Origin of the sequence: Enterobacter sp. 342 (assembly GCF_036663495.1) — a bacterium.
Classification (GTDB): Bacteria; Pseudomonadota; Gammaproteobacteria; order Enterobacterales; family Enterobacteriaceae; genus Enterobacter.
The window spans coordinates 33,449-59,823 of sequence record NZ_JAWUEI010000001.1 but is presented as its reverse complement, the minus strand read 5'-3'; the positions used below and the strand labels follow the sequence as shown (position 1 = coordinate 59,823).

The following is a 26,375-nucleotide window of genomic DNA, read 5'->3' as shown; positions in this document are numbered from 1 at the left end:
TACTTAATCAGGCGGCTGTGTACGCCACACGTTGTTCACGATTTAATCCCTGAAGCGCCGACACATCGACGATCAGTGCCACACTACCATCACCCAGAATGGTCGCGGCAGAAATACCCGGCACCTTGCGGTAGTTGCTTTCGAGGTTTTTCACCACCACCTGGTGCTGACCAATCAGTTGATCAACCAGCAGCGCGTAGCGGCGGCCTGCACTTTGCAGGATCACAACGATACCCTGCGTGGCCTCTGTCTTCGCACCGTCCACTTCAAACACTTTCCACAGTTCCACCAACGGCAGATACTCACCGCGCACTTCGAGAACACGCTCGCCACCCGCCAGCGGATGCAAATCTTCCTCACGCGGCTGCAGCGATTCCATCACGGCGTTCAGCGGCAGAATAAACACTTCGTCTGCCACTTTGACTGACATACCGTCCAGAATTGCCAGCGTCAGTGGCAGCAGGATGCGAATGGTGGTGCCAGAGCCCTGCTTAGACTGGATCTCAACGTGGCCGCCCATCTCCTGGATGTTACGTTTCACCACGTCCATGCCCACACCGCGCCCGGAAACATCGGTCACTTGTTCCGCAGTCGAGAAGCCTGGCGCAAAGATCAACATGCCCACTTCTTCGTCGGTCATGTTTTCATTGACCGCCATCCCCTGCGAAATCGCTTTTGCCAGGATGCGCTCACGGTTAAGGCCCGCACCGTCATCGGTCACTTCGATGCAGATGTTCCCACCCTGATGCTCTGCAGAGAGGATCAGGTTTCCGACAGGAGATTTCCCGGCGGCAATACGGTTTTCAGGCAGCTCAATACCATGGTCGAGACTGTTACGCACCAGGTGCGTTAACGGGTCAATGATGCGCTCGATCAGACTCTTATCGAGTTCTGTTGAGCTGCCCATCAGGGTCAGTTCAATCTGTTTATTCAGTTTGCTGGCCAGGTCGCGAACCAGACGCGGGAAGCGGCTGAAGACGTATTCCATCGGCATCATACGGATGGACATGACCGATTCCTGCAGATCGCGGGCATTACGCTGTAATTGCCCCATGCTGGTGATCAGATCGCCGTGTGTCACCGGGTCCAGTTCGTTCGAACGTTGTGCCAGCATTGACTGAGTGATAACCAGTTCACCCACCAGGTTAATCAACTGATCAACCTTCTCAACAGCCACACGGATGCTGGTGGACTCGCTGGAACGCGCGGCCGGTTTTTCACCACGGCCTGGTGCCGCAGCCTCTTTTGGCACGGCTTTCAGCGCCGGAGCCGCAGGCACAACAGCCGGAGCTGCAGCCTGAGCAACAACAGCGACCTCTTCTGCTTCTGCTGGGGTTTCGACAACGGCAGTTTCGGTTTCGAAGGCAATCTGATCGGCTTCAATGACGAAGCACAACACCGCCACGATATCGTCCTGGCCAATACCGTCATCAAGTGTCGCAGCAAGGCTGTCTTTGCCTTTTACTACGTTGCTTAACTTCGCCAGGTTACCCAGCTCTTCTTCCAGCAGGTTAACTTCATTTTCTTTGAGGCGTGACAGCACAACGCGCAGTTTGCCCGCTTGTGCAGCGGCTGGCGCGGCCTCTTCAGCAGCATCGACAACGCTCAGTTTTGCGGCCGGAACAACGGCTGCGGCAACCTCACCTTTTGCTTCCAGCGCGAGCTGGCGCAACGCATTGCAGATGTATTCAAAGCTGGCGGCATCAGGCTCTGCCGAGCTTTTATAGGCGTCGAGCTGTTCCTGCATAATATCTTTGGTTTCCAAAAACAGGTTGATAATATCGGTATTGAGCTGCATCTCACCGCGTCGTGCTTCATCAAGCAGGTTTTCCATCAAATGGGTCGTTTCCTGCAGGATGGTAAATCCAAACGTTCCGGCTCCGCCTTTAATGGAGTGCGCCGCACGGAAGATGGCATTGAGCTGCTCAGAGTCCGGTGCTTCAGGCACCAAATCGAGCAAGTGTTGCTCCATATCGGCCAACAACTCGTCGGCTTCATCAAAGAATGTCTGGTAAAAATCGCTAATATCCATGCTCACGCTATCACCTCGGATTGGCTGGTGGCGATGTTGGAACGGCAGCCGAAGGAACGGCCCCAGGCTGTTTTAAATCGTCCAGTGACTCATTCTGACTTTCGGCGTTTTCATGCAGGATGGCCTGCTCCGCCTGCTGGTTCAGCACTAAAAGACTGATACGACGGTTGATGGCGTCATCCGGCCCGCGGTCAGAGACACGCATGGTTGCTGCCATACCGACCACACGCAGTACCTTGCCATCATCAAGCCCACCGGCCACCAGCTCGCGACGCGAGGCGTTGGCACGATCGGCAGAAAGCTCCCAGTTGCTGTATCCCTTCTCTCCACTGGCATACGGGAAATCATCCGTGTGTCCTGACAGGCTGATTCGGTTAGGAATGCCATTTAGCACCGGCGCAATGGCACGCAAAATATCGCGCATGTACGGTTCGACTTCCGCACTCCCGGTTTTAAACATTGGGCGGTTCTGGCTATCAATAATCTGGATACGCAACCCTTCCTGTACCAGATCGATTTTCAGATGCGGACGCAGCGCGCGCAGTTTGGGATCCGCTTCAATCAGTTGATCGAGATCGCCACGCAGTTTCTTCAGACGCGCCTGCTCCATCTTTCTTTTCAGCTCGTCGATGTTCGGCTCTTTTTTCACCTCACCCTTCTGCTGGGTGTAATCATCGCCACCGCCCGGGATTGGGCTGTCGCTGTTAGAGATGCGCGGCCCACCGGCCACCGCCGTCGCCAGCGGCGTTCGGAAGTATTCAGCAATCTGGATCAGTTCTTTCGGGCTGGAGATGGAGATCAGCCACATCACCAGAAAGAACGCCATCATTGCAGTCATAAAGTCGGCGTACGCAATTTTCCACGAGCCGTGTGCGCCATGCCCGCCGCCCTTATGCTTGCGTTTTTTTACGATGACGATCGGATGGGACTGGTTTTTCATGCGTCCTCAGTTGTCGTCTGTTGGTTTGGGTTTTTCACCGCACGCACGTGTTCTTCAAGCTCGATAAACGACGGACGCTCGCTGGAGTAAAGCGTTTTACGGCCAAATTCAACCGCGATCGGTGGCGCATAACCATTGAGGTTAGAGAGCAGCGTGATCTTCACGCACTGCATCATTTTAGTGGTTTCCGCGCTCTTCTGACGCAGGACGCTTGCCAGCGGAGAGATGAAGCCATACGCCAGCAAAATACCGAGGAAGGTACCCACCATCGCATGGGCGATCAGTGCACCCAGCTCAGCGGCAGGACGATCCGCCGAGGCCAGGGCGTGAACAACACCCATGACCGCCGCGACAATACCAAACGCCGGAAGAGAGTCGCCCACCAGCGCCAGGCTGTTGGCCGGCACTTCGGATTCACTCTCGTGGGTTTCGATCTCTTCGTCCATCAGCGCTTCAATTTCGAAGGTGTTCATATTGCCGCTGATGATGAGTCGCAGGTAGTCGACGATGAAATCCAGCATCATGGCGTCGGCAAGAATGCGCGGATAGTTGGCAAAAATTTCACTCTCTTTCGGGTTTTCAATATCCCGCTCAAGAGAGAACATGCCCTGTTGACGTGACTTCGCCATCAGGCGATAGAGCAGCGCCAGCAGATCCATATACATGCTTTTGGTGTATTTTGAGCGACGGAACAGCAATGGAATCGCTTTCAGCGTGCCCTTGATCGATTTACCGTTGTTACCAACGATAAAAGCCCCTACCCCTGCGCCGCCGATGATAATAAGTTCAGCCGGTTGATAGAGTGCTCCAAGGTGCCCGCCGGTCATCATGTAACCGCCGAAAACTGTACCGAGAACTACCAGGTAACCTAATAAGATAAGCACGACATCATCCTTCCGCTAGTGACTATGGCAAGGACGTTCAGTTCGCAGCGTTTACCGTTTGCGGGGTAAAAAAAAGCAGCGGTAATTGCTTACCGCTGCTGGAATCTTGCCCACACGTTCGGGTTAAACAGCTTGTTCGATCTGTTCATCCAGCAGTTGTGGAATAATATCGGCAGCATCCCGGGAAAGTTTACGTCTTTTTACTGCACGGGATGGAGGCTGACATAAACTACAGGCGAAGCTGCCTGCAGGCTGATGAGCATGGGTAATAAAATTGCCATCGCAGCAATTGCAGCGCGACAGCTCAAGCATTCCGCTTTCAACAAAACGCACCAGCGTCCATGCGCGGGTCAACGCCAGCAGTGGACCATCTTCCTGCTGTGGGCATTGTTCAAGGTAAAGTTTGTACGCTTTGATCACAGCGTCAACGCCGCTACACAAACCGGTTTTGAGAAGATACTGCCAGGCATTACAGAACATGGAAGCGTGAATATTCTGCTCCCACGTCATAAACCAGTCGGTAGAAAACGGCAGCATGCCTTTCGGCGGGGGACTACCACGTAACTCTTTGTACAGTTTGATAAGACGACCACGGCTCAACTGAGTCTCGCTTTCCAGCATTTGTAAACGAGCACCCAGTGTAATCAGCTCCATGGCCAACTGTATGTCACGCGCTTCCTGAACAATGCTTTTTTCGCTCATTGCTAGGCCCTTTTCTTACGGGCTGCGTCATCAGGCTGGCTGATTTCGTTAAGCAAGCGAGTGGAGAGAAGAATACCGGTATGGATCTGTTGAAGATCGTCAACACGGGATTCCTGCGTCAGACGCGTTATTGTCTGCGAATCATCGAAACGGAACTGGCAAACCAGTTGATTCGTTTCAGCCAGTTTAACCATCTGCGGGAGGGTTAAGCCCCCCAGCATGGTTGCCATTTCTTCGTTAATACCCAGACGAAACATCGCGGACGCCTTGTCCTGACTAATCAAACGCTGCGCGAGCAGTAAATACGACAAATTGATGTCATAGATATGTTTTAGCAACTCGGATGTATGCATTGTTCCCATCCCGAATAACCAACTATTATTTTTATGCGGAAAGACCGCACCCCGTGATGTCGCCGGGAAATCACCCGGTATAAAAAGAAAAGGCCAAATGCATAGTTGAATTTAGGTTTGTATTCATTTGAAACACGCAAGAGCAGAAACGCCGTTGCGTCTCTTACATGTTTTATCATTTCTTACAAATAACTAAGATTTTTCCTAATTCGACGCAAACTCTACTCGTCAGTTTTGATACATACAATGCAGCCTTCCTCAAATTTAAAAAAAATGTGATCTACGTCACATAATTTAAGTGAATATCACCCATAAATCCATCAGTATGACTTGTAATTTGCTCAACTATTGAACAATCAGTACTGTTTTGTATTCTTAATTGACGAATACTCATGCAGAAGGGTGATCCATACTGGCATACAACGTGCTTTTCCTGCCGTAAGCGGCGCGCGGAAACATTCACATCAATCTCATCTCTGAGAAACATTTTTCTTACCGTGAAAAAACATATAGTTATGCAGGTAGCACAAAAAAACTGTTTCAGCCCGCAATCATTAGAAATAGTTTTGTAACGTGGCAAAACGGTTTAACAACGAAAGCGGCCATTTGTGTGATTTACGTTAAGTTGTTAATTTTTTTCATTTAGACGCATTTTTCAGTTATTCTTCTTATAAGAATAATTAATGAATAATTATGATAAGCTTCACACTAATGTCGTATTCAGCTCTTGCAGAACCCGGTAATTCGCGGTAATGGTGAGTAGACGCAGTCTGTCAGACATCTAAGGAGTGCACCATGAGTTACTCCCATCTTCTTGTTTCTGTTGCAGTTTCACCCGAGAGTCATCAACTTGTCGCCCGGGCAGTTTCCATTGCCAGACCACATAATGCCCGCATCAGTCTCATCACCCTCGCGGCCGAACCTGAAATGTATAACCAACTGGCTGCCCCTATGCTTGAAGATATTCGAGAGGTACTTCAAGAAGAAACACAGCAATTTCTGCGGGAGCTGACTGAAAAGGCACAATATCCTGTTTACCAAACCGTTATTGCGACGGGGGAACTTAATGCACATATTCTCGACATGTGTCGTAAACAAAATATTGATTTAGTGATATGTGGGAACCATAACCACAGCTTTTTATCGCGCGCTGCCTGTGCAGCGAAATCTATTGTCGCTTCAAGCCAGGTTGATGTGCTGTTAGTGCCTCTTGGGGGAGGTTAATCCCCCAGTTGAAAATCAGGCGAGTTTAGGGAATGTCGCGATCTTTTTTTGCAGATCACCTTCCCTGCTGTTCGGGGCAATATCACGTAAATCCCGAATAAATTGAGCTTGCCAGTGATTAATGTCGTTCTTACGGATCGTCTCCATCATCTCGGCATGCCGGGAAATACGCTCTGTTAGCGGCATAGTCAGGGCGCGGTTCAGTGCGTTAGCCACATCATCCCGATCGTAAGGATTCACGATAAGCGCTGAGGTGAGTTCATTTGCCGCCCCGGCAAATTGTGAGAGCACCAGTACACCAGGGTCGGCAGGATCCTGGGCCGCCACATACTCTTTTGCCACCAGGTTCATCCCATCACGCAGCGGCGTGACCAGGCCAACATCCGCATAGCGGAAGACTTTCATCAGGATTTTACGGTCAAAGTGTTGATTCAGATAAAAGAGCGGTGTCCAGCCCAGTTGGCCATAGCGGCCATTGATGCGCCCTGCTTCTGTCTCCAGTTGGTGCCGAATATCCTGGTAGGCCTGAACTTCACCGCGTGACGTTGGCGCTATCTGGGTATAGCGGATTTTACCGTGGTGTTGAGGGTATTTATCCAGCAGCGTTTCATACGCCAGAAAACGTTCCGGTAATCCTTTGGAATAATCAAGACGCTCTACCGAGAAGATATTTTTTACATGCTTGAGTTCATTCTTAAGCTGGGCCAGCTTGGGTGGCAACGGGCCGGAGGCCTGCTCCGCGATCTCGTCGGGTTCAATCCCTATCGGATACACGTCGGTGTGGAATGTTTTCCCCCAGGCAGTATGCGTTTTCCCACCTTTGGTCACCAGCCGCGTTTTGCCTGACACAGAATCCAGAAACGCAAGACGATCATTTTCCGTCTGGAACCCCAGCAAATCGTAGTCACACAGCGCCTCCAGCAGCTCTTCATGCGGCGGCAGCGCGGTAAAAATCTCCGGTGTCGGGAACGGAATATGCAGGAAGAAGCCAATCCGGTTATTCACTCCCCTCTTTCGCAGTTCGCGCGCGAAGGGCAGCAGGTGATAATCGTGGATCCATAAAATATCGTCTTCTTCGATTAAAGGCAGCAGTTTATCTGCCAGCAGTGCATTGACTCGCGTGTAGCCTTCGAAGGATTCACGCTGGAATTTAACCAGGTCAAGACGGTAGTGAAATGCAGGCCACAGGACGGCATTCGAGAACTGCGAGTAATACTCCTCATAGTCTTTCTCTTTTAACGCGAACGATGCCCACGTAATATTTCCGCGCGTCACTTTTTTGAGCGGTTTTTCGTATTCACTGATTTCACCACTCCAGCCAAACCACAGCCCGCCAGCAGCTTTTAAGGCACCTAACACCCCTACCGCCAGGCCACCAGCACTGACTTTTTTATCATCAGGCGGCGCGATTCGGTTAGAGACGACGACTAAGCGACCCATAATAGTTTCCCCCTTGGTTTTGCGCTATTTGTTGTTGTTGCTGGTTAGCGATGTCAGATATCCACTGCCAGACGCTACCGACATCCGCCAGCCGCCATTGGGCAACCGTGTCGCCGGGCCCCACCTTAACGGAGATCCCTCTGGCCTGATTCACCACGCGGAACCCTGCCTCGTCGGTCAGGTCATCCCCAATGAAAACGGGCGTCCGGTCTTTGAAAGGCGGTGTCGCCATAAACGCAGTGATGGCCGCGCCTTTATTGATCCCTTGCGGTTTTAGCTCCACCACGCATTTACCTGGCTGTAACGCCAGCTGCGGATGCGCATTCGCAATCTCTCTGGCAAGAGCCACCACACGCTCTTCGTGTTGTGGCGCCTGGCGATAATGCAGAGCAAAGGCCATGCCTTTAGCTTCCAGTTCTGTGCCTGGCAGTTCTGCCAGCGCAGCAGAAAGTTTCTCCTGGAGACGTTGTGTGAGTGCATCGGGAAGTGAAACGATATGCGTTTGATCATGGATGTCGCGGCGCTCCGCTCCGTGTACACCGGCTAGCGGAAAGTGGTAAGGACTGGCGAGCATATCCAGCTCGGCCATTGAGCGCCCTGATATCAATGCCAGTGCTCTCTCATTCATAAGCGAGAGCTGATGCAAGTCCTGTAATACCGCATCCGGAATAGCCACCTGATCAGGGTGCGGTTTTATCCCGGCGAGCGTGCCGTCGAGATCAAAAAAGAAAGCATAATGTCCGGACAGTACAGGCGGTGCAGTTAACAAGTCAGCCACCCTTTTCCTCCTTACGGTTTGCGAGAGGTAAACGCCTTTACCTCTTTCATAGCCATGTAAGTATAGACAGTGTGACGTCGCTCGCCATTTGACAACCGCCCCGCAGGTTTAACTGGCGGGGCGGCTAAGGGGACAACTAAGGTTATTAGTTGGGCAAGAAAAAGTAAGAACTGGGGTTACACAGTACGCTTCGCTTTTTGCTTGTAACGGTCGAAAATCACCGCTGCCAGCAGGATCAGACCGCGAACCACGTACTGAGAGAACGGAGAAATATTCAGCAGGTTCATAGCGTTCTCTACCGTTCCTAAGATCAGGATACCGGCCACCACATATGAGATTTTTCCGATGCCGCCTTTAAGGGAAACGCCCCCTAAAACGCAGGCAGAAATGACGATCAGCTCATAACCGATAGAGGTCATGGGCTGGCCGCTAGTCATGCGTGATGCCAGAATAATCCCCGCGGCAGCAGAAACCAGCCCCGAAAGCACAAAGATAATAATCTTGGTTCGCACGACTGGTACCCCAGCCAGACGCGCCGCTTCTTCATTTCCACCAATCGCCAGTGTATTACGGCCAAAGGTGGTCCGGTTGAGCAGGAAACCGAACAGAATCAGGCAGGCAACCGTCAGCCAGATAGGCGCAGGCAACCCCAACCAGTTGGCGTAACCCAGCGTAAAGAAGCGCTCGTCTTCAATCCCCACCGCTTTACCGTCAGAAATAATATAGGCCAGGCCTCTGACAATTTGCATTGTGGCAAGCGTGGTGATCAGGGCGTTTATCTTCAGACGCGCAATGACAAAACCGTTGACCAGACCGCTGATGACGCCCAGTAACAGACCGGCCAGGACACCGATCCACAGGCTTTCAGTCATGTTGATCACCACTGCGGTAGTCACACCCGCGCAGGCAATAACGGATGCCACCGACAGGTCAAAATCGCCGGAGGCCAGGCAGAATAGCATACCGCAGGCCACCATCCCTGACATGGAAATGGCCAGCCCCAGCCCTTTCATATTAATGAAGGTGGCAAAATTAGGAACAAAGATCGCACAGGCGACGAACAATGCGGCAAAGACCACCAGCATGCCGTACTGATCCCAGATGCGTCCAAAACTGAAAGCCGACTTCGGCACTCCGGATGTAGTAACAGAGGACATCATTAACTCCTTACTCAGGCGACAGCCTGGCTGACTTTAGGCATGGCGAGGTTCAACGCCTGTTGTTCATTCGCCTGTTCATGAAGTAATTCACCGGCAATTTCACCTTCACGCATCACGACAATGCGGTCGGCAACGCCAAGCACCTCCGGCAGATCGCTGGAGGCGAAGAGCACCGCCACACCACGTTTTGCCAGTTCATAGATCACGTTATAAATTTCGTGTTTTGCCCCCACATCAATACCGCGCGTTGGCTCATCTAATAAAATGACCTTCATATCTTCCGACAGCCAGCGGCCTAAAATAGCCTTCTGCTGGTTTCCGCCGGAGAGATTCATGATCAGCTGTTCCGGGCCAGGCGTTTTGATATTCAGCGAACGAATATGGTGGTCGGCGTTGCTCGACTCCCAGCTATCGTTAATCAGGCAACCTGCGCGGATAAACTTACGGCGGGCGGAAATATTGATGTTATCGCGCACCGAATGAACAGGAATAATCCCCTCCGCTTTACGGTCTTCCGGGCAGAGCATCATCCCGGCCTTGATCGCGTGGGCCGGTTTCTGGATATCTACCCGCTCGCCATCAATAGAAACCTGACCTTCGGTGATCCGGGTGCCGCCGAATAACCCTTTCATTAACTCACTGCGCCCCGCCCCCACCAGACCAAACAGTCCGACGATTTCACCGCTGCGTACTGACAATGAGATTGGCGTACGCACGCCTGGCGCTTTTACGCTATCCAGACGCAGACGTTCAGGGCCATACTCGCGCGGCTGCCAGTGATAAATGTCACCCAACTCGCGGCCAACCATCGCCTGAACAAGCTGGTCATGGTTAACCTGTTGCATGTCGGTAAAGGTGCGCACATAGCGTCCGTCTTTAAAGACAGTAATGGCATCACTCAGGGCGAATATCTCTTCCATACGGTGCGAAACGTACAAAATGGTGCGGCCTTCCTGACGCAATTCGCGGATCACACGGAACAAATTTTCGATTTCACGTGCGGAGAGCGAACTGGTAGGTTCATCGAAGGCAATAATTCGGGCGTTACGCGCCAGCGCCTTAGCAATTTCAACCATCTGCCACTGACCAATAGAGAGATATTTCAGTGGTGTTTGAGGATCGACGTCCAGGCCAAGATGTTTAAGCTGCAGCCCCGCTTCATAATTAAGTAGCGAACGATTCACCACGCCGCTTTTATGCGGAAGCTGTCCTAAATAGATGTTTTCTGCCACGGTCATCTCAGGGATGAGGTGCAGTTCCTGATAAATAATGGCTACCCCGGCGTTGAGCGCCGCCGTGGTATCGGCAAACGCCACCTCGTCTCCGCGAATAGCCAGCGTGCCAGTCGTCGGTGTGTAGTTGCCGCTGAGGATTTTCAACAGCGTGGATTTTCCCGCGCCGTTCTCCCCCATCAGGGCGTGAACCTGGCCGGCATAGCAGTCGAAACTGATATCGGTCAGCGCATTAACACCGGGGAAAGTTTTACCGATGCCGCGAAAAGAGAGATACGGCTCAGACTGTTGCATAACGTCTCCGTGATTCCAGTAGTGTGTACATCTGGCCCCTCACAGAAATGAGGGGCACAATCACAGCGTATTACTTACCGCCCAGTCCTTTTTTCGCCAGTTCCTCTTTGAAGTTGTCACGGGTGATCAACACCACGTCGGTCACTTCGGTAAATTTCGGCGGTTCAGCCCCTTTGGTTACCCAGTTGTAGAGCATCTCACTGGATTTGTAGCCGTGCACGTCCGGGCTTGGCAGCAGAGAGCCATAGAAGCCAGTGGCCTGCGCTTTGGACAGTTCGCTGACGGCGTCAACACCGTTGATACCGATCCCGATCACATCAGGTGCTTTAAAGCCCTGACCTTCCGTCGCGCGTACACCGCCCAGCACGGTGTTGTCGTTCATCCCGACCACCAGCCAGTGTTTCACTTCCGGATGCTGAACCAGCATAGAGTTCGCTGCGTCGAAAGCGCCCGGAATATCGTTGGATTTGGTTGGGACTTTATAGATCTGTTTTTCCGGGAAGCCGGCTGCTTTCAGCGCGTCCATGGAACCGGTAGTACGACGACGTGCCGTGTCCAGTTCGTCCGCAGTAATGGCCATCACAGCGGTTTCTTTCACATCCCAGCCACGCTTTTGCATCTCTTTATAGAGCTCCTGGCCCTGACGTTCACCGATTTTGGTCGCCGCCATCATCACCAGAGGGACGCTGTCCATCGGTTTGCCTTTGGCGTTAACGAACTGATCGTCAACCGCAATGACCTTCATATCGTAACCACGCGCTTTCGCCGCGATTGCCGATCCCAGTTTTGGATCGGGTGTACAGATAACGAAACCTTTCGCGCCGCTGGCCGCCAGGCTGTCGATGGCATTCAGGGTTTTTTCACCGTCAGGCACGGCGATTTTAATCACTTCAAAACCTAAATCTTTTCCGGCTTTATCTGCGAATTTCCACTCAGTCTGGAACCAAGGCTCTTCGGGCTGTTTTACCAAAAAACCGAGTTTTAAATTCTCAGCGATAGCGGATTGTGACATAACGGCAGCCAGACCGATGGCCGCCAGCGCTTTAGTAAATTTGTGCATGGTAAACTCCAGCTTTAGCATTCTTTTCTGTAGGGAATATGTGCGTGCTTCTTATTTAATCGGACTTAAAACAAGGCATTAGCGCTTACCTCGTCATAAGCGTTATTGCTGGTGATAGTTTTAGCGGGAAATTAATCATCCATAAGAGAGCCCCATCACACCGCAGAATTACAGTAATTGCGTACATAAATTCAGCGAAAAATGACATAAAAAAGGCAGGATTTGTCAGACAAATGAAAGAGAGCTAAGCAGAATTATCCATAAGATTAGCTAAGAAATCCCTGACACCGTCCGCCGGGCAAAATGGCAACCAACGTAAAAAAAGGATCAAACTGCGTTTCATCACAAATGAACAGGAACCACACCGGACTGTTATTCTGTAGAAATTGATTTAGCTCAATTTTTCCAGCGCATCATATATTCGCAATGAATAATCCGTATTTCATTTTTTCTCAGAGCATTATTCCAACTTAATATTCACGGAAGGATATTAGCATGCAAGAATTCGCAACAAACATTATTTATCAATGAGTTATATTATATTTATTTTGTGGCAATCTATTTGCAAATTTGTAGTATTTTAATTTTTGTAATGTATGGTAAACATAAGGTGTTTAGGAGTTTTCTTACCCCAGAGACAAGGGTATGCTTATTTATATCGAACACAGGAAGTGAATTTTCGGTCGATTTTAGTTACTGCGGAAATTGTATTTCTGCGAATTATTCGTCATTGCCTGACGCTCAGGTTAAGCAGTGGACATCACGTCCCACAGTCAATAAGGATATGAGTATGGCTACCCCAACGATGATGCAAAAACTGAATGCGCAGATGAACCTTGAGTTCTATGCGTTCAATCTGCACCTTCATTTAAGTGCGTGGTGTGCTGAGAACAGTCTTACGGGTTCTGCAACATTCTTCCGTACTCAGGCACAAAGTAACGTCACGCACATGATGCGCGTCTTTAACTTCATGAAGGCCGTTGGCGCCAATCCAGTCGTTAAAGCCCTTGATACCATTAACGATGACTACTCTTCCCTGGAAGAATTGTTCCAGAAAACGCTTGAAGAGTATGAACAACGTTGCGCCACTCTCAGTAAACTGGCCGATGAAGCCAGAGCGCAGCAGGACACGACAACCCTCAAATTCTTACGCGATATGGACAAAGAGCAGCAGCAGGACGGCATGCTGCTGAAGATACTGGCGGATGAACTGCGCAATGCGCGACAGGCAGGGTTATGCCCGGAACAAACTGACCGTCACCTGCTCGACATTGTCACGGTGCAACATCACTGATCTCTTTTAACCTGCTCCCGCCCGGGGGCAGGTTTTCCTTCTCACCGCCAACCTTCTGCTTTTGCTGAAATTTAACAAATCAGATCTTGCTCCCAATGATTATCCACACAACATGTAATGATTTATTTAATTACATAATCATTGACGAGGGAGCATCATGATCACCATCGAGTTTGTTGTCATTCTCCTCTGCCTGCTGACAGGTACACGTTTCGGCGGCATGGGACTTGGGTTAATAAGCGGTATTGGTCTTTTTATTTTGTGTTTTGTTTTTGGGCTGCAACCTGGCAAGCCCCCGGTTGACGTCATGTTGACCATCCTCGCGGTGATTGGTTGCGCTGCAACACTGCAGACCGCAGGCGGTCTCAATGTCATGATGCAATTTGCAGAGCGTCTGCTGCGTAAACACCCACAGCACATCACACTTCTCGCCCCCTTTACCACCTGGATGCTGACTTTTCTGTGTGGCACCGGACATGTGGTCTACACCATGTTCCCGATCATTGCAGATATCGCCCTGAAAAAAGGGATCCGTCCGGAACGTCCAATGGCGGTGGCATCCGTTGCCTCACAGATGGCGATTACGGCATCACCGGTTTCCGTTGCCGTTGTATCGCTGGTGTCCATCCTGGGCGCCCAGCATGGAATTGGCCATGCGTGGGGGATACTTGAAATACTTGCCGTGTCAGTTCCTGCTTCACTTTTCGGTGTGGCCATCGCTGCCCTGTGGAGTCTGCGACGCGGGAAAGATCTGGCCGACGACATGGATTTTCAGGAGAAGCTTAAAGATCCAAAGCAGCGCGAGTTTATCTATGGCGGAACAGAGACGTTAATGAATCAACGTTTTCCAAAACAAGCCTACTGGTCCACGTGGATTTTCTTTGCCGGTATTGCCGTAGTGGTGCTGCTGGGCGCATTCCCGGAATTGCGCCCCGCTTTTGAACTTAAAGGCAAAATGACGGCGCTGTCGATGAACCTTGTCATTCAGATGATGATGTTGATTGCCGGTGCCGTGATGCTGATGGCCTGCAAGGTCAATGCCTCTGCAATTTCTAATGGTGCGGTATTCAAAGCCGGAATGGTGGCGATCTTCTCGGTGTTCGGCGTGGCGTGGATGAGCGATACCTTTTTCCAGGCGCATCTCGACGAGTTAAAACTGGCACTGGAAGGCGTAGTGAAAAGTCACCCGTGGACGTATGCCATTGTACTGTTTCTGGTGTCGAAGCTGGTGAACAGCCAGGCGGCTGCGCTGACGGCTGTTGCGCCCATGGGCCTGATGTTGGGTATTGAGCCGAAAATGCTGATCGCCTTTTTCCCGGCGTCATACGGGTATTTTGTCCTGCCAACCTACCCAAGTGATTTGGCCTGTATCGGTTTTGACCGTTCAGGAACGACCCGCATCGGCAAATTTATCATCAACCACAGCTTTATTCTGCCAGGGTTGATTGGCGTGAGTTGCGCGTGCGCGGCAAGCTACCTGCTGGTCCAGACGTTCTTCTGATGGCATTGAAGGGCGACAAATACTGTCGCCCGTTTCCACTCTTCAGTGAGACTCGCTTTGCGGTGTGAATCGCAGCTCAATCAGCGCAATGGCTTTCTGGATGGCACGAAGCGTAACCGGATCAGCCGCTGCCGGATGACTGGCGAAATCAATGTTTTTCAACTGAGTTGACATCTTCTCGCGCACTTCAACTGGCGCAATAACGTCCAGGACATCAAGGATTTGTTTGATAACCAGCTGACAGGCGACAACGTCAGAGACCAGTTCCTGATCGGCACTCAGGTTTTGAGACATGGGGGTTTTCTCCTTATATAAAGGCCGCCATAGTAGCAAAACGCAGGCCCTTTTATCTCCCCTTCGTCACGTGCAGGTACAAAAAAGCCGGCGATATAACATGCTCCGGGTGCGGATTACATTCAATTCCATCCCGTTGCAAAGAGAGAGGGCAGATTGTCCGGCTATTCCAGGCATTGCAGCAGACATCTGCAGGTACGATAACGTATTTCCATCCATTCAGAGCGAACCATGAAAAGAGTCATCGTAGCTGGCACGATCCTGCTGCTCGCGGGGTGTAGCATTAACCGCCAGGCTGAGGTCAGCAGCCTCGACGCGCCCAACGGCATAGTCCGCCTCGACTACGGCCAGGCGGCGCTACAAAATGCGTATACTGATGAGTATGTGAATAACGGCACTGCAGCAAAAGCGTGTCAGAGCATGGGGTATGCTACCGCCTCTGCCTATGGCCAGCCCATCAAAACCTGCACGCTGATTAGCGGCTCTCTGTGTCTGAACGAGAGCGTAACTATCCAGTATAAATGTATGGGCTTTGCCGTTAATCCTAAGTCAAATAATCCGTGGTATTAATCAAGACTGCCAGTATTTGCTGGCAGTTTATTTAACTAAGAACAAAAACAATTCTCATTAATAAATATAAAACCGTCAATGCGTTTTATTCCCATTCGTATTTTAAACTAAAAATTAATAAATTAACGTTTTGCAAATAATTAAATAACAAATTATAGTATCGCTCATTGTGAATCAGAAATAATAATCCGGAGCGTCACCATGCTAAAAACTGAAATGATCGACAAGCTCAACGCACAAATGAACCTTGAGCTTTTTTCATCCCTGCTCTACCAGCAGATGAGCGCATGGTGCAGCTACCACAGTTTCGAAGGCGCTGCCGCGTTTCTGCGTCGTCACGCTCAGGAAGAGATGACTCATATGCAACGTCTGTTTGATTATCTGACAGATACTGGCAGCCTGCCGCGCATTGAGAACGTGGCATCACCTTTTGCTGAGTACACTTCTCTCGATGAACTGTTCCGCGCGACCTATGAGCACGAACAACTGATCACGCAAAAGATTAACGAGCTGGTTCATGCAGCCATGACCAGCCAGGATTATCCAACCTTTAACTTCCTGCAATGGTATGTCGCTGAACAGCACGAAGAAGAGAAGCTGTTTAAATCCGTACTGGATAAATTATCTCTGGTGGGTAAAACCGGTGAAGGTCTTTACTTTATTGATAAAGAACTTTCTACCCTCGATACGCAGAATTAATATTAACGCGGTGCCGGTTTCCGGCACCGCGTTAATTTACATACACCCCGCGCAACTGGTACAACGCCAGTCGTGGGGATTTACTGCCTGATAAAAATAGCGGTAATTCGCCGTTTCCAGCGCAATATTCGCTTCAAAGAACAGGTCAGTCAGCCAGTCTACATTTTCAATAATCCACTCATCTTCGTTTAACCCCTGCGCAAATGTTTCATCTTCAGGATCAATAACTGAATAGATTCCCCAGGTTCCTAAGTCTTTTTCGCGTCGGGACTCCGGAAGCATAAGGGGATGGTTCTGCCAGCTGATGATCCAGTGGCCGTGGCATAGCAGGTTGCCTCCCCGGCTCCAGAACGCGGTAAATGGATTTCCCCCCGCCATAAAAACCCTCACTTTATTTGATTATTTATAATTGTTGTTTACGTTACGCCTGAATGGCGCAGCGCAACATTGCCCTTATGAAGTAGGCATAACCCTCCAAAGGATCAGATGGCCAGCAAACCGTAAACCATTCATTACACTACTTGTAACGGTGATTTGACGAATTACCGCTTTTCCCTTACTCTGCGCCGCAGATTTTGTCGCGATTACGAATCGTTGTAGAGGAAAGCGTGAAAAACAGAACCCTGGGAAGTATTTTTATCGTCGCCGGAACGACGATTGGAGCAGGAATGCTGGCAATGCCTCTGGCAGCCGCAGGCGTGGGATTTGGGATGACCTTGCTGCTACTTGGCATGCTTTGGGCGTTAATGTGCTACACCGCACTGTTGTTGCTTGAGGTTTATCAGCATGTGCCAGCCGACACGGGTCTGGGTTCTCTTGCAGCACGCTATCTGGGACGCTACGGTCAGTGGATAACCGGCTTTAGCATGATGTTCCTGATGTACGCTCTGACTGCCGCCTATATCAGCGGTGCCGGGGAGCTCATCGCCTCCAGCGTCAATGACTGGTTCGGCTCGGATATTACCCCGGCAACGGGCGCCATTTTCTTTGCGCTCATTGGCGGTGGCGTGGTTTGCGTGGGGACGTCGCTGGTCGATCTGTTTAACCGTTTTCTGTTCAGCGCAAAAATTCTGTTCCTGATTGTGATGCTGGTACTGCTCGCACCGCATGTACACAAGGTCAACCTGCTGACCCTGCCGCTGGAAAAAGGGTTGGCGCTTTCCGCGATCCCGGTCATTTTCACCTCATTTGGTTTCCACGGCAGCGTGCCGAGCATTGTCAGCTACATGAACGGCGATATTCGCAAGCTGCGCCGCGTCTTTGTTATCGGCAGCGCAATCCCACTGATCGCCTATATATTCTGGCAACTGGTGACGCTGGGCAGCATTGATTCTTCGACCTTTATTGGGCTGATGGCGCAACACGCCGGCCTGAATGGTTTTCTACTGGCACTGCGCGAGGTTGTCACCTCCCCACATGTTGAACTGGCGGTACATCTGTTTGCCGACCTGGCACTGGCCACGTCGTTCCTGGGTGTTGCGCTGGGCCTGTTTGATTACCTGGCTGACCTTTTCCAGCGTCGCAATACCGCGGCTGGTCGGTTGCAGACGGGTGCAATCACCTTCCTGCCGCCACTGGCCTTTGCGCTGTTTTACCCACGCGGGTTTGTGATGGCGCTGGGTTACGCGGGGGTGGCATTGTCGATCCTTGCCCTGTTGCTCCCTTCCCTGCTGGCATGGAAGAGTCGTCAGCAACATCCTCAGCAAGGGTACCGCGTGGCGGGGGGAAAACCGCTGCTGTGTATCGTGTTTGGCTGTGGCGTGGTGATTATTCTGGTTCAGGTTTTGATTGCAGCGGGAATGCTGCCGGAAGTGGGTTAACTAAAAAAGGGGCTATCATTAGCCCCTTTTTTATCAGTGCAAACAGCAGCTCTTAAACTTCTTCCCGCTGCCGCAAGGACACGGATCGTTACGCCCGACCTTCGTCCCATTCACAATAGGCTTCTTCGCTTCCGGTTGCTGCGGGTTGTTCACCCAATAATTGTACAAACGCAGTGCCGCAGGCTGGATACTTTCAATACTGGCTTTATATTCCTCTTCTGTCAGCGCATCCAGCTTGTCGCTGTTCTCTTCAGTACCGTGCAGCGCAATCACATCCAGATCGGCCTTTAGATCTTCCGGTAAGGCAGACCAGTCCGTCAGCGCCACGCCGCGCATGTAGCCGTAGCACCACTCTTCCACAACGGTATAGCTTTCACCGTCCACGTCGTTGTAACCAAACATCGGTTCAAACTGCTCCGGGTATTCGCTCAGGCGCTCGGCGATATCGTTCATATGCTTAAAGCAGAGATCGATAAAACGGTTCATCTCACGATCGTTTTTCCAGCGTGGAATGTATTTCTCGCCACCCCACACCGCCACCAGCCAGGTATCGGGCTCGACGACAACGGGGCCAGAAAGCACTGCGGTAAGCATGCCGTCCAGTTCGGAGACGTCAATCACGGACGCATCGTCGTGACCGTAAGACATTAATGTCTCTTCAAGCCACTCCATTTCGCTTTCATTCAATGGGCCTTCAGTCATCGCTGACACTCCTGATAAAAAGGAAAGGATCCTAACACATATCGCACACCTTTCCTGGTTGAAGTTTAGGTCTTTATTGCTGCAAAAACGTGCAAATCGTGACTCCTGCACAACTTATGGGCTTTATTGTTAACGATATGTGATCTCCGCTGTAATTTCTTCTCATCCCGCAAGGCGACATAACACGGGGCTCTATACTCAAACATGTCGCAAACCCATCAATGGGTTAACCATTCTGGCAACGTTTTTGCTTAATGTTCTTCGCGCGAAGTTGCGCATGGAAACCTCGCCGTATCACGCAGGATGCAGTCTGGATCTTGTTCGTTTAGTGCATTTTGTTCTTGCTCGTGTTTTGGACTGGCTGCGCCGACGGGCGTTTGGGTATACGCCGTGGTGCAAAAACCTCTTTGCTAAGGAACATAATAATGTCGCTGAAATTTATCAGAACGCCTCTTTCTCTTGTGTTGGCCGGTTGCCTGGTGACCGCATTTTCCGCCCAGGCAGATATTGTGATCGGTGTCGCCGGACCGTTCACAGGCCCCAATGCCACCTATGGTGATCAGTACTGGCACGGCGCAACGCAAGCCGCTGAAGACATTAACGCCGCTGGTGGCATCAACGGAGAGAAGATCAAACTGGTTCAGGGGGATGATGCCTGCGAACCTAAACAGGCTGTGGCAGTAGCTAACCGTCTGGTGGACCAGGATAAAGTCAATGCCGTGGTCGGCCACTTCTGCTCCTCTTCCACCATGCCCGCCTCCGAGGTTTACAGCGATGCAGGGATCATTGCCATTACCCCCGGTTCAACTAACCCGCTGATCACTGAACGCGGTATGAGCGACATGTTCCGTATGTGCGGGCGCGATGATCAGCAAGGCCAGGTCGCCAGCGACTTCATCATCGACAAGCTGAAAGCTAAACGAGTGGTGATCATTCACGATAAAGACACCTACGGTCAGGGTCTGGCTGACGCCACCAAAGCAGCACTGGCGAAACGTGGCGTTCAGGATGTGATGTATGAGGGGCTATCACGTGGTGAAAAAGACTTTAACGCGCTGGTGACGAAGATCGGCGCGCAAAAACCGGACGTGGTGTTCTTTGGGGGCTGCCATCCGGAAGCGGGCCCGCTGGTTCGTCAAATGCGCGAACAGGGTGTACAGGCGAAATTCTTCTCCGGCGACTGTATTGTCAACGAAGAGATGGTAACCGCAGCGGGTGGCCCACAATATACCAACGGCATTTACATGACCTTTGGTAAAGATCCGCGCCTGATCCCCGACGGTAAAGCGGTTATCGAGAAATTCCGAGCCGGCAAATTTGAACCCGAAGGTTACACCCTCTACTCCTATGCCTCCGTACAGGCCATTGCCGCAGCCTTCAAGGCCACTGGCGGGAAGGATTCTGCTAAAGCGAGCGAATGGCTGAAAGCCAATGCCGTCGATACGGTTATGGGCAAAAAAGCCTGGGACAGCAAGGGTGACCTGAAAGTCTCTGACTATGTGGTTTACCAGTGGGACGACAAAGGAAAATATAAGGAAGTGCAGTAACGGGACGGAATCACGCTCAACGCCGGCAGGCCAGTCTGTCGGCGCGTAATAAACATCAGGCTGCGCAAGTCGCGCAGCCTATAAAAACGAGCGCGCTAAGATGAGTACATTCTTCCTGCAACAGTTAATAAATGGCTTAACACTGGGCTCCGTCTACGGCTTAATCGCCATCGGCTACACCATGGTGTATGGCATTATTGGCATGATTAATTTCGCCCACGGCGAAGTGTATATGATTTCCGCCTATCTCTGCGCTATTGGCCTGGCGCTGCTTTCCTTCTTCGGGCTGCAGTCTTTCCCGCTGCTGATCCTCGGGACGCTGGTTTTCACCATTGTGGTGACCGGGGTTTACGGCTGGACCATCGAACGAATTGCCTATAAACCGCTGCGGAACTCCACGCGCCTGGCGCCACTGATCTCCGCCATCGGTATGTCGCTTATCCTACAAAACTACGCGCAGTTGAGCCAGGGTCCGCGCCAGCAAGGGGTTCCAACCATGCTGGATGGCGTTATTCGCCTGCATCTGGGGGAAGGGTTCGTTCAGATAACCTATACCAAAGTGTTTATTCTGGTCGCCTCGTTTGCCGGCATGCTGATACTCACCTGGATAATCAACCATACCCGCCTGGGACGGATGTGCCGCGCGGTGCAACAGGACCGCAAAATGGCCTCCATTCTGGGGATAAACACCGACCGGATTATTTCGCTGGTCTTTGTCATCGGCGCGGCAATGGCGGGTCTGGCGGGTGTGCTCATCACCATGAATTACGGCACCTTTGACTTCTACGTCGGATTTGTCATTGGCATCAAAGCCTTTACCGCGGCGGTACTCGGCGGCATCGGTTCCCTGCCCGGGGCAATGCTCGGCGGACTTATTCTCGGCGTGGCGGAAGCCCAGTTCTCGGGCATGGTGAACTCGGACTATAAAGATGTGTTCTCGTTTGGGCTTCTGGTGATGATCCTTATTTTCCGTCCTCAGGGACTGCTTGGTCGCCCGATTGTGGCCAAAGTGTGAGGGAGCAACGATGACAAGCCACGGTTTTTCTCTCAAGCGCTGCACTCTGGACGCCATTTTTTCCGGGCTGATTGCGCTGATTATATTTGGCCCGATTGCGGGCGTGGTGCTGGACGGGTACAGCTTTAACTTCGCCGGGCAGCGACTGGCCTGGATGGTTGGCATCGTCATGCTCGGGCGTTTTCTATTAAGCGCCTTTTTAGGTACCGCCGCGGGTGCCCGCTTCCAGGCACGCTTCGAAGCCGATAGCGCGGGCGTGTATGTCCGCCCCCCGGAATACAAAAGCCGCATGCGCTGGATTATTCCTCTGGTGATTACTCTCGCGATTTGCTTCCCGTTTGTCGCCACCAAATATGTGCTGACTGTCGCCATACTCGGGCTGATCTACGTGCTTCTTGGTCTGGGCCTGAACATCGTTGTGGGGCTGGCCGGTCTGCTGGACCTGGGATATGTCGCGTTCTATGCCATCGGTGCTTATGGCCTGGCACTGGGTTATCAGTATCTTGGGTTAGGCTTCTGGAGCATGCTACCGCTGGCGGCAATCATGGCCGCTGCCGCAGGTGCCCTGCTCGGTTTCCCGGTGCTGCGCATGCATGGTGACTATCTGGCCATTGTGACCCTCGGGTTTGGGGAGATCATTCGTCTGATCCTGAACAACTGGCTGACCTTCACCGGAGGGCCCAATGGCGTTTCAGCCCCTCCCCCCACCTTTTTCGGTCTGGAGTTTGGCCGACGGGCTAAAGAAGGAGGTGTGCCCTTCCATGAATTTTTCCACCTGACCTACAACCCAAATATGAAATTTATATTCATCTATGCGGTGCTGTTTCTGGTGGTGATGCTGGTGCTATATATCAAGCACCGCCTGACGCGGATGCCGATTGGCCGGGCGTGGGAAGCATTGCGCGAAGACGAAATCGCCTGTCGCTCAATGGGGTTGAACCATGTTCTGGTCAAGCTTTCGGCCTTTACGCTCGGTGCGTCGACCGCCGGGATTGCCGGGGTATTCTTTGCAACTTACCAGGGCTTCGTGAATCCGACCTCATTTACGTTTTTTGAATCGGCGTTGATCCTCGCCATCGTGGTGCTGGGCGGCATGGGCTCCACGCTTGGCGTCGTGCTGGCGGCCTTTGTGCTCACCGTCACGCCCGAGTTGCTGCGCAGTTTTGCCGAGTACCGGGTCCTGCTGTTTGGCATGCTGATGGTGGTGATGATGATCTGGCGTCCACGCGGTTTGATCCGCATAAACCGCAGCGGGTTTGCCGTGCGTAAGGGTGTTGCGCCATGAACGATATGATATTGCGCGTTGAACATCTGATGATGCACTTCGGTGGGATTAAGGCATTAAACGACGTTAACCTTGAGGTTAATCGCGGTTCCATTACCGCCTTGATCGGCCCAAACGGGGCAGGAAAAACGACTGTGTTTAACTGTCTGACGGGCTTCTATAGAGCTTCAGGCGGGACTATTTTATTTAACACCCGCAGTAAAACGACCAACGTTATTCAGGTCCTCGGACAAAAATTCCAGCCAGGTGACTGGATTAACCCCGCGCAGTTTGGGCAGCGTCTTTTCTACAAAATGTTTGGCGGAACCCACCTGGTGAACCGAGCCGGACTGGCGCGCACGTTTCAAAATATCCGCCTTTTTCGCGAGATGTCGGTCGTGGAAAACCTGCTGGTCGCACAGCATATGCGCGTTAACCGCAACCTTCTTGCCGGGATCTTAAATACGCCGGCATACCGTCGGGCGGAGAGTGACGCCCTGGACAGAGCCTTCTACTGGCTGGAGGTGGTTGATCTGGTGGAGTGCGCCAATCGCCTGGCGGGAGAGATGTCGTACGGGCAACAGCGGCGTCTGGAAATCGCGCGGGCAATGTGTACCGGGCCGGAGATGATCTGCCTGGATGAACCCGCAGCCGGGCTTAACCCGGTAGAAACACATAAGCTGAGCAGCATTATTCGTTTTCTGCGCGATCATCACGACATCACGGTGTTGTTGATTGAACATGATATGGGGATGGTGATGGAGATATCGGACGACATTATCGTACTCGACCACGGCGATGTTATTGCCAGAGGAAAACCCGAGCAGATCCAGCATGATGAAAAAGTGATTGCGGCCTATCTGGGAACCGAAGAAAGCGAGGTTAACCTGTGAGCGAAACGATGCTTGAATTTCGGCAGGTGGATGTGTTCTACGGTGTCATCCAGGCACTGAGACAGGTTTCCCTGGAAGTCAATAAGGGTGAAACCGTGGCGCTGATTGGCGCAAACGGTGCGGGTAAATCGACATTGCTGATGTCCATCTTTGGCCAGCCTCGTATCCGTAACGGACAGATCCTTTTCTGCGGAGAGGACATTAGCCATAAATCGACTCATTACGTTGCATCTGGTGGTATTGCCCAGGCGCCAGAAGGTCGACGTATCTTCCCGGATATGACGGTTGAAGAAAACCTGCTGATGGGGACTATCCCCATCGGCAATCAATTTGCGACTGAAGATATGCAAACCATGTTTGACCTGTTTCCGCGCCTCAAAGAGCGTCGCAAGCAGCGCGCGATGACCATGTCCGGTGGCGAACAACAGATGCTGGCCATTGCCCGGGCGCTGATGAGTCGCCCGAAATTGCTGCTGCTGGATGAACCGAGTCTTGGGCTGGCACCTATTGTGGTAAAACAGATCTTCCAGACACTGCGCGAACTGGCCCGCAACGGAATGACTATTTTTCTGGTCGAGCAGAATGCGCACCATGCGCTGAAACTTTCTGACCGGGGATATGTGATGGTTAATGGCCAGATCCGCCTGAGCGGTAGCGGCGAGGAGCTGCTGGGCAATCAGGAGGTGAGGAAGGCTTATTTAGGTGGTGTATGATTCAATATTGGTGTATGTATCAAAATTATTTCCTTTAAATAACAATAAGTTATTCACGATATGTATAGCACGCAATGCCTTGAGAAGGTCTGGTTATGCTGATTTATTAGTCTCTGACGATCACGTCAAACTAACTGAAAAGGAGCTTTCAGCATGGCTATTCCCGCATACCTTTGGCTTAAAGATGACGGTGGTACAGACATCAAAGGGTCTGTAGATGTTCAGTACCGTGAGGTTTCGTTACCCGCCATGGTTACAGCCCAACTGAGGGCGTTTGGCACAATACAGGTATATTGATGAAACCCTTATCACAGGTACTTATCTGGTATGCAGAACTTGCAACCCTCTTCATATTATATTCAGTGTTTTGCTACTTTACGCCCGATTTGGAGATCTATGGATGGTATGTAGAAAAATATGGTTATGTCATGGAGGAAGACTTTCTTGATTACTACACGTTGATTTTATTCACAGCTGCGATTTTAACCACGACTTTAATAATCTGGATAGTTGCGATATTCCGTCAAAAGCGGTTAACACGAACAGGTAAAAACTCAACTCCAAACGCTCTACGATAACGATTATAAGATCGAAAGGTGAGAAACCTTCAGGTGAAAAACCTGAAGGTTTTTCTTTGGGATGTATCATACGGTCTGAGCTTCTTCGAGTTAGATAAAGAACCAATAGTTATTCAGGTACCCGATTTAGTGAACGTTTCTGGGTTTACGCTCTCTATGACGCGCGCACGTATCAAACTGGTATTGGTAATGCAGGTAAACCGTACGGCCCTAAGCCCGGATTTTATTTATTAGTCGGGCCGAACGGGAAAGGCGAAACGCCGAAGGGGATTGCAGGGATTATCCGTTCGTCCACTGAAATGGCCAACGTTATTCCGCGCGTGCCGGTGGATGACACCCCGGAAGATCATATAGCGATTCAGGGGCCAATTAAAGAAATCATGACCTAACCGTTAAACCAGTTTGGCGGGAAAATGAAATCCTTTGAATACTCAAAAACTCCGGCCATTGGTGATAAGCCCACTGAGGTGTGCAAATGGATAGATAAAGCGGCCATCGAGACGGATAAAACAGTTCTTACAGAATTCTTTAAATGGAAGAATAACGGCGTGCCTGCCGGCAATGGTTGAAATCGCTCGAAAAACAACGCCGAGTTCGGTGTGGACTACTTCAACCGAACCGGCACCTCCAAATCGAATATGTTCGATAACAAACCGAACGAAACCCAGTATTTCTACGCCGACAATGATGCCGCAAACGTACAACTTCCCGGAGCCCATGACTACACGGTAACCTTCGCAAAGGGCGAACTTCCTCCTGTAAAAGGTTTCTGGTCACTCACGCTTTACAACAGCAAGCATCTGTTTAGTCCAAATGAGCTTAACCGTTACTCACTGGGGACGAGAAATAAAAATCTGAAGTACAACGATGACGGCTCGCTGACACTGTATGTCAGCAAAACCGCCCATAAGAGGAATCGATCGTTACGCTTTGGTCGAGGTCAGATGAGCAAATTCAGTAAACCACTGCAAAGGCTCTAGCCGCGCATATCAAAGCCGGATCTTTGAAAATCTCTATAGACTTCCTTATTGTTGAAAGCCGGGAATTTAGCTTTACGGGCTGCTGATTCTAACGCTCCACAATAGGCCTTATTGCCGTCGCTGGTTGATATGTTCAAAGGTGTGCCATCCTCAGCGAATTCAATATGCAACCTGCATTTTTTCCCTTTCCAGTTCTGTGGCTCATCAAGTTTGGCATTTATGGCCGCCCTGATTGCCCGAGCTTGCGCGCCCCATTCATCCTGGTCATCCCAGCGCCCTGAGCTGCAGTTACCCGTTGCCGTTGTTTTATGGCACCCAGAGGGATGTAACGGTGCGCATCCCGCAGCCAGGTTCATCACTACAACCAACATGACGATTTTTTTAACTATTGCAGTCACTCCCACTC

General features: G+C 51.2%; 25 protein-coding genes and 2 pseudogenes. 13 read left to right on the top strand and 14 right to left on the bottom strand.

Annotated features, from left to right (window positions below):
* Positions 1–7 precede the first annotated feature (7 nt).
* From cheA to flhD, 5 genes are all read right to left on the bottom strand, one after another.
* On the bottom strand, positions 8–2,038 hold the full coding sequence (gene cheA, locus V6E55_RS00340; protein WP_114979684.1) for a chemotaxis protein CheA: 2,031 nt from the start codon (positions 2,036–2,038) through the stop codon (positions 8–10).
* A gap of 4 nt (positions 2,039–2,042) precedes the next feature.
* Positions 2,043–2,972, bottom strand: a complete 930-nt coding sequence (gene motB / locus V6E55_RS00335; protein WP_028018604.1) for a flagellar motor protein MotB — start codon at positions 2,970–2,972, stop codon at positions 2,043–2,045.
* Positions 2,969–3,856, bottom strand: coding sequence for a flagellar motor stator protein MotA (motA, locus tag V6E55_RS00330; RefSeq protein WP_316941909.1), 888 nt, complete (start codon positions 3,854–3,856; stop codon positions 2,969–2,971). Before motA ends, motB begins: the two co-directional genes overlap by 4 nt.
* Positions 3,857–3,979: 123 nt before the next feature.
* The gene (gene flhC, locus V6E55_RS00325; protein WP_010432486.1) at positions 3,980–4,558 is read right to left on the bottom strand and encodes a flagellar transcriptional regulator FlhC; all 579 of its coding nucleotides are present in this window, start codon (positions 4,556–4,558) and stop codon (positions 3,980–3,982) included.
* 2 nt (positions 4,559–4,560) lie between these two features.
* The gene (gene flhD, locus V6E55_RS00320; RefSeq protein ID WP_023312264.1) at positions 4,561–4,911 is read right to left on the bottom strand and encodes a flagellar transcriptional regulator FlhD; all 351 of its coding nucleotides are present in this window, start codon (positions 4,909–4,911) and stop codon (positions 4,561–4,563) included.
* 795 nt (positions 4,912–5,706) lie between these two features.
* On the opposite strand from flhD, the gene uspC reads away from it, so the two are divergent.
* Positions 5,707–6,135 carry a universal stress protein UspC gene (uspC, locus tag V6E55_RS00315; protein ID WP_316941908.1) on the top strand — a complete coding sequence of 143 codons (429 nt, stop codon included), beginning with the start codon at positions 5,707–5,709 and terminating at the stop codon, positions 6,133–6,135.
* Positions 6,136–6,150: 15 nt separating this feature from the next.
* Here the strand turns inward: uspC and otsA are convergent, their stop codons facing one another.
* The 5 genes from otsA to araF all read right to left on the bottom strand — a co-directional run bounded on the left by otsA (position 6,151) and on the right by araF (position 12,099).
* A complete protein-coding gene (gene otsA / locus V6E55_RS00310) occupies positions 6,151–7,575 on the bottom strand; it encodes an alpha,alpha-trehalose-phosphate synthase (protein ID WP_316941907.1) in 1,425 nt (474 codons plus the stop codon).
* The gene (otsB, locus tag V6E55_RS00305; RefSeq protein ID WP_316941906.1) at positions 7,550–8,353 is read right to left on the bottom strand and encodes a trehalose-phosphatase; all 804 of its coding nucleotides are present in this window, start codon (positions 8,351–8,353) and stop codon (positions 7,550–7,552) included. Before otsB ends, otsA begins: the two co-directional genes overlap by 26 nt.
* A 176-nt stretch (positions 8,354–8,529) precedes the next feature.
* Complete coding sequence (araH, locus tag V6E55_RS00300; RefSeq protein ID WP_114979688.1) at positions 8,530–9,510, bottom strand: L-arabinose ABC transporter permease AraH; 981 nt, start codon at positions 9,508–9,510, stop codon at positions 8,530–8,532.
* A 14-nt stretch (positions 9,511–9,524) separates the two neighbouring features.
* Positions 9,525–11,039, bottom strand: coding sequence for an L-arabinose ABC transporter ATP-binding protein AraG (araG, locus tag V6E55_RS00295; RefSeq protein ID WP_114979689.1), 1,515 nt, complete (start codon positions 11,037–11,039; stop codon positions 9,525–9,527).
* A gap of 70 nt (positions 11,040–11,109) precedes the next feature.
* On the bottom strand, positions 11,110–12,099 hold the full coding sequence (gene araF / locus V6E55_RS00290) for an arabinose ABC transporter substrate-binding protein AraF (protein ID WP_008500409.1): 990 nt from the start codon (positions 12,097–12,099) through the stop codon (positions 11,110–11,112).
* A 790-nt stretch (positions 12,100–12,889) separates the two neighbouring features.
* On the opposite strand from araF, the gene V6E55_RS00285 reads away from it, so the two are divergent.
* Together V6E55_RS00285 and V6E55_RS00280 are read left to right on the top strand one after the other, a co-directional pair.
* On the top strand, positions 12,890–13,393 hold the full coding sequence (locus tag V6E55_RS00285) for a non-heme ferritin-like protein (protein WP_316941905.1): 504 nt from the start codon (positions 12,890–12,892) through the stop codon (positions 13,391–13,393).
* 157 nt (positions 13,394–13,550) lie between these two features.
* Entirely contained in the window at positions 13,551–14,894 is a 1,344-nt protein-coding gene (locus V6E55_RS00280) for an anaerobic C4-dicarboxylate transporter (RefSeq protein WP_028018596.1), read from the top strand.
* A gap of 42 nt (positions 14,895–14,936) precedes the next feature.
* Here V6E55_RS00280 and V6E55_RS00275 read toward each other — a convergent pair whose 3' ends face one another.
* Positions 14,937–15,188, bottom strand: coding sequence for a DUF2766 family protein (locus tag V6E55_RS00275; protein WP_028018595.1), 252 nt, complete (start codon positions 15,186–15,188; stop codon positions 14,937–14,939).
* Positions 15,189–15,419: 231 nt separating this feature from the next.
* On the opposite strand from V6E55_RS00275, the gene yecR reads away from it, so the two are divergent.
* Both yecR and ftnA read left to right on the top strand, forming a co-directional pair.
* Complete coding sequence (gene yecR, locus V6E55_RS00270) at positions 15,420–15,758, top strand: YecR family lipoprotein (protein WP_316941904.1); 339 nt, start codon at positions 15,420–15,422, stop codon at positions 15,756–15,758.
* A gap of 201 nt (positions 15,759–15,959) precedes the next feature.
* A complete protein-coding gene (ftnA, locus tag V6E55_RS00265) occupies positions 15,960–16,457 on the top strand; it encodes a non-heme ferritin (protein ID WP_114979692.1) in 498 nt (165 codons plus the stop codon).
* A gap of 36 nt (positions 16,458–16,493) precedes the next feature.
* On the opposite strand, the gene V6E55_RS00260 is transcribed toward ftnA, so the two are convergent.
* On the bottom strand, positions 16,494–16,835 hold the full coding sequence (locus V6E55_RS00260) for a hypothetical protein (RefSeq protein WP_316941903.1): 342 nt from the start codon (positions 16,833–16,835) through the stop codon (positions 16,494–16,496).
* Positions 16,836–17,065: 230 nt separating this feature from the next.
* Here V6E55_RS00260 and tyrP point away from each other — a divergent pair, with 230 nt between their 5' ends.
* Entirely contained in the window at positions 17,066–18,277 is a 1,212-nt protein-coding gene (gene tyrP, locus V6E55_RS00255) for a tyrosine transporter TyrP (RefSeq protein ID WP_114979694.1), read from the top strand.
* 33 nt (positions 18,278–18,310) lie between these two features.
* Here tyrP and V6E55_RS00250 read toward each other — a convergent pair whose 3' ends face one another.
* Positions 18,311–18,979, bottom strand: coding sequence for a YecA/YgfB family protein (locus tag V6E55_RS00250; RefSeq protein ID WP_316941902.1), 669 nt, complete (start codon positions 18,977–18,979; stop codon positions 18,311–18,313).
* A 425-nt stretch (positions 18,980–19,404) separates the two neighbouring features.
* Between V6E55_RS00250 and V6E55_RS00245 the strand changes: the two genes are divergently transcribed.
* The 7 genes and pseudogenes from V6E55_RS00245 to V6E55_RS00215 all read left to right on the top strand — a co-directional run.
* On the top strand, positions 19,405–20,526 hold the full coding sequence (locus tag V6E55_RS00245; protein WP_028021355.1) for a branched-chain amino acid ABC transporter substrate-binding protein: 1,122 nt from the start codon (positions 19,405–19,407) through the stop codon (positions 20,524–20,526).
* Positions 20,527–20,626: 100 nt separating this feature from the next.
* Complete coding sequence (locus V6E55_RS00240; protein WP_129995523.1) at positions 20,627–21,541, top strand: ABC transporter permease subunit; 915 nt, start codon at positions 20,627–20,629, stop codon at positions 21,539–21,541.
* Positions 21,542–21,551: 10 nt separating this feature from the next.
* Entirely contained in the window at positions 21,552–22,826 is a 1,275-nt protein-coding gene (gene livM, locus V6E55_RS00235; RefSeq protein WP_316941901.1) for a high-affinity branched-chain amino acid ABC transporter permease LivM, read from the top strand.
* The gene (locus V6E55_RS00230; protein WP_114979698.1) at positions 22,823–23,698 is read left to right on the top strand and encodes an ABC transporter ATP-binding protein; all 876 of its coding nucleotides are present in this window, start codon (positions 22,823–22,825) and stop codon (positions 23,696–23,698) included. The genes livM and V6E55_RS00230 overlap by 4 nt, the downstream gene beginning before the upstream one ends.
* Positions 23,695–24,411 carry an ABC transporter ATP-binding protein gene (locus V6E55_RS00225; protein WP_236920840.1) on the top strand — a complete coding sequence of 239 codons (717 nt, stop codon included), beginning with the start codon at positions 23,695–23,697 and terminating at the stop codon, positions 24,409–24,411. The genes V6E55_RS00230 and V6E55_RS00225 overlap by 4 nt, the downstream gene beginning before the upstream one ends.
* 153 nt (positions 24,412–24,564) lie before the next feature.
* Positions 24,565–24,654 (top strand): annotated as a pseudogene (locus V6E55_RS00220) (type VI secretion system tube protein Hcp); the annotation flags it as partial.
* Between the two features lie 395 nt (positions 24,655–25,049).
* A pseudogene (locus V6E55_RS00215) lies at positions 25,050–25,969 on the top strand (DUF1214 domain-containing protein); the annotation flags it as partial.
* On the opposite strand, the gene V6E55_RS00210 reads toward V6E55_RS00215, so the two are convergent.
* On the bottom strand, positions 25,966–26,340 hold the full coding sequence (locus tag V6E55_RS00210) for a cell envelope integrity TolA C-terminal domain-containing protein (protein ID WP_114979750.1): 375 nt from the start codon (positions 26,338–26,340) through the stop codon (positions 25,966–25,968). The pseudogene V6E55_RS00215 and the gene V6E55_RS00210 overlap by 4 nt on opposite strands.
* Between the last annotated feature and the right edge of the window lie 35 nt (positions 26,341–26,375).

Excerpts from the sequence above, each read along its gene's own strand:
- V6E55_RS00230 (WP_114979698.1), top strand. The coding sequence starts at position 22,823 with ATGAACGATATGATATTGCGCGTTGAACATCTGATGATGCACTTCGGT.
- V6E55_RS00260 (WP_316941903.1), bottom strand. The coding sequence starts at position 16,835 with ATGGCGGGGGGAAATCCATTTACCGCGTTCTGGAGCCGGGGAGGCAAC.
- ftnA (WP_114979692.1), top strand. The coding sequence starts at position 15,960 with ATGCTAAAAACTGAAATGATCGACAAGCTCAACGCACAAATGAACCTT.
- otsA (WP_316941907.1), bottom strand. The coding sequence starts at position 7,575 with ATGGGTCGCTTAGTCGTCGTCTCTAACCGAATCGCGCCGCCTGATGAT.
- yecR (WP_316941904.1), top strand. The coding sequence starts at position 15,420 with ATGAAAAGAGTCATCGTAGCTGGCACGATCCTGCTGCTCGCGGGGTGT.
- motB (WP_028018604.1), bottom strand. The coding sequence starts at position 2,972 with ATGAAAAACCAGTCCCATCCGATCGTCATCGTAAAAAAACGCAAGCAT.
- V6E55_RS00245 (WP_028021355.1), top strand. The coding sequence starts at position 19,405 with ATGTCGCTGAAATTTATCAGAACGCCTCTTTCTCTTGTGTTGGCCGGT.
- flhC (WP_010432486.1), bottom strand. The coding sequence starts at position 4,558 with ATGAGCGAAAAAAGCATTGTTCAGGAAGCGCGTGACATACAGTTGGCC.
- V6E55_RS00210 (WP_114979750.1), bottom strand. The coding sequence starts at position 26,340 with ATGTTGGTTGTAGTGATGAACCTGGCTGCGGGATGCGCACCGTTACAT.
- uspC (WP_316941908.1), top strand. The coding sequence starts at position 5,707 with ATGAGTTACTCCCATCTTCTTGTTTCTGTTGCAGTTTCACCCGAGAGT.
- araF (WP_008500409.1), bottom strand. The coding sequence starts at position 12,099 with ATGCACAAATTTACTAAAGCGCTGGCGGCCATCGGTCTGGCTGCCGTT.
- V6E55_RS00275 (WP_028018595.1), bottom strand. The coding sequence starts at position 15,188 with ATGTCTCAAAACCTGAGTGCCGATCAGGAACTGGTCTCTGACGTTGTC.
- araG (WP_114979689.1), bottom strand. The coding sequence starts at position 11,039 with ATGCAACAGTCTGAGCCGTATCTCTCTTTTCGCGGCATCGGTAAAACT.
- flhD (WP_023312264.1), bottom strand. The coding sequence starts at position 4,911 with ATGCATACATCCGAGTTGCTAAAACATATCTATGACATCAATTTGTCG.
- V6E55_RS00250 (WP_316941902.1), bottom strand. The coding sequence starts at position 18,979 with ATGACTGAAGGCCCATTGAATGAAAGCGAAATGGAGTGGCTTGAAGAG.
- V6E55_RS00280 (WP_028018596.1), top strand. The coding sequence starts at position 13,551 with ATGATCACCATCGAGTTTGTTGTCATTCTCCTCTGCCTGCTGACAGGT.
- V6E55_RS00285 (WP_316941905.1), top strand. The coding sequence starts at position 12,890 with ATGGCTACCCCAACGATGATGCAAAAACTGAATGCGCAGATGAACCTT.
- livM (WP_316941901.1), top strand. The coding sequence starts at position 21,552 with ATGACAAGCCACGGTTTTTCTCTCAAGCGCTGCACTCTGGACGCCATT.
- araH (WP_114979688.1), bottom strand. The coding sequence starts at position 9,510 with ATGTCCTCTGTTACTACATCCGGAGTGCCGAAGTCGGCTTTCAGTTTT.
- V6E55_RS00240 (WP_129995523.1), top strand. The coding sequence starts at position 20,627 with ATGAGTACATTCTTCCTGCAACAGTTAATAAATGGCTTAACACTGGGC.